General features: G+C 52.0%; 2 protein-coding genes. Both read left to right on the forward strand.

From position 1 onward, the window contains the following. Window positions 1-174 precede the first annotated feature (174 nt). Entirely contained in the window at window positions 175-1,755 is a 1,581-nt protein-coding gene (gene istA / locus DWY79_RS22285; protein WP_005829261.1) for an IS21 family transposase, read from the forward strand. Beyond that, window positions 1,742-2,524 (forward strand): IS21-like element helper ATPase IstB, encoded by a 783-nt coding sequence (gene istB, locus DWY79_RS22290; RefSeq protein WP_005824105.1) that lies wholly within the window; start codon window positions 1,742-1,744, stop codon window positions 2,522-2,524. The genes istA and istB overlap by 14 nt, the downstream gene beginning before the upstream one ends. The last annotated feature ends 111 nt before the right edge of the window (window positions 2,525-2,635 follow it).

Here is a 2,635-nt window from a genome sequence, read left to right on the forward strand (position 1 = left end):
TGGAAAATCCAGTGTAAGCTGCCCCCTAAAACCAAGCGATTCTGCCCCCTTGTGCTAAAATAATCCTACCCCCTTGATTCCAATATAAAAATACCCCTGCTTGGCAATGCCCGGCAGGGGATTTTTCGTAGATTTGATTCCCGTCTTGACCGGTGGGATAAAATCATTTCTACTATGACAACAAAGATAGCAAACATCCTCCAATGTTACGCATTGGGGATGGGGATAAAGCAGATAAGCAGGAGCTTTGAGCTTTCCCGCAACACGGTGCGCAGATATGTGCGCCTGTTTCAAGAGTGTGGTATACCGATAAAGGAGTTGGCCGCCATGCCTTCCGCTCGCATCCAGGAAATGTTCTCTGAAGGTGTTGGCCGTAACAGGGAACCGTCACAACGCCAGCTTGAGCTTGAGGCACTCCTTCCTGAGTATGCTGCCCGGCTTAGCCGCCGAGGCGTAACAGTGAAAACCCTGTACGAAGAGTACCGCGAGACCCATCCTGACGGATACAGACATGCCAGTTTCGGCAACTATCTCATGCGTTACCGTATGGTGACACATGTCGTAGGCCATGTCGAGCATTATGCCGGAGACCAGATGTATATCGACTTCGCCGGTGACAAACTGGAAGTCGTTGACAGTGAAAGCGGTGAATGTCGCAGCGTTGAAGTGTTCGTGGCCATACTTCCGTGCAGCCACTATACCTATTGTGAGGCGGTCTGGTCCCAGTCAAGGCAGGACTTGATTAAGGCGTGTGAGAACGCGCTTCATTTTTACGGCGGGGTTCCGATGGCGATCGTACCAGACAACCTCAAATCGGCGGTAACCCGCAGCGACCGTAACGAGCCGGTAATCAACGAGGAGTTTGCGGCATTTGCCGAACACTACGGATGTACCGTATACCCCACACGGGTACGTCATCCAAAGGACAAGGCCTTGGTGGAGAATGCCGTGAAGCTGCTTTACCGATCCGTCTACGCTGACATCGAGGGTCTTGTATTCCACTCGCTGGAGTCTCTGAATGCGGCCATATCCGAATCGCTCTCGGCCTTCAACGGACGCAGGATGAGCGGGCGTCCCCAGTCCAGACGGGAACAGTTCGAGCAGATTGAGTCCGACTGCCTCCGCCCGCTTCCCGCCATACGCCATCAGATGAAAGAGCGACGCTCCGCAACAGTAATGCGTAACGGCTATGTCACCTTCAGGCTTCACCATTACAGCGTACCGAAAGAGTATATAGGCAAACGTGTCGAGATTGTCTATGATGCGGACACGCTGGAAATATATCATGGCCTGCGTCTGGTGACCACACACCAGCGCGATGACACGCCATACTCCTATACGACCAAGGATGCCCACGGACTGCCCGGACGTCATGGAAGTTATGAAAAGGATCTGGAACAGATTTACGAACGGGCCGGCCAGACAGATAACGTCCTGCTGCTGTATCTGCGCAAGGTGGCGGAACTCAAGAAGTATCCTCCCGCGGCGTTCCGTTCATGCAGAGGCATCATGGCGTTGGAGAAGACCTTCGGGCTGGAACGGTTGGTGGCGGCAAGCGCATGCGCCACGCAACTGCGCCTATACGGATATCAGGAGATAAGGCGGATCCTTGAACGCGGGGATGATGCAGACTTCCTGTCAAAAGACGACATCGACGATGAGGTCCCCGTAACATCTATCCACAAAAACATCCGCGGAGCAGCCTACTTCGCACAATTAAAACATTTAAATAGAGACAACAATGGAAACAAATAATCTTACCGCACCGATAGCTGTCGAAAAAGACCGCAACACGTTGACAATCGAACTGATGAACCGTATGAAGCTGCACGGCATGGCCGCCGCCTTCACTGAAAGCCTGACCTCCACTATGGCAGAAACAATGACAATCGACTCTTTCCTGCACATGTTACTTGCCAGGGAATGGGACTACCGTGCCAATGCAGCCATCCAACGCCTTATACGCGGGGCGGCGTTCCGCTACAAGGCCTGCCTCGAGCAGATAGACTATGCAATCCCGCGTGGCCTTGACCGCAATCAGATGGAGCGGCTTGCATCGCTGGAGTTCATCCGCAAGGGACAGAACCTCTTCATCACAGGGTCATCCGGTACCGGGAAGAGCTTCCTTGCCACAGCAATGGGGTATGAAGCCTGCAAGAAGGGCATACGGACATATTATGCGAATGCTCCGAAACTTATGGGTACGCTTAAGGTGGCAAAAGTAAAAGGCACACTGGAATCGGAACTCAAGAGAATCGAACGGAGCACGCTGCTCATATTGGATGACCTCTTCCTTGTGAACCTTGATGCCAAGGAACGCCCCATCCTGCTCGATATAATAGAGGACCGACATGGGCGCAAGTCCATCATCATCACCTCGCAACTGCCAACGGACAATTGGTATGATGCAATCGGAGACCCTACAGTAGCAGATGCCATTATGGATCGTATTATACATACGGCGCACCGGATTGAGCTGACAGGAGAAAGTGTCCGTAAAATGGCTGCATACAGAGGGAAATAAACTAAAATAATAATAACCCCATCGGTCAAGACTTTTTAAGGGGGCATTGTTGAATGTTTTAAGGGGGTAGAATCACTTGGTTTTAGGGGGCAGCTTACACTGGATTTTCCA

The sequence above is a fragment of the Parabacteroides sp. AF27-14 genome (assembly GCF_003635425.1).
Classification (GTDB): Bacteria; Bacteroidota; Bacteroidia; order Bacteroidales; family Tannerellaceae; genus Parabacteroides; species Parabacteroides distasonis.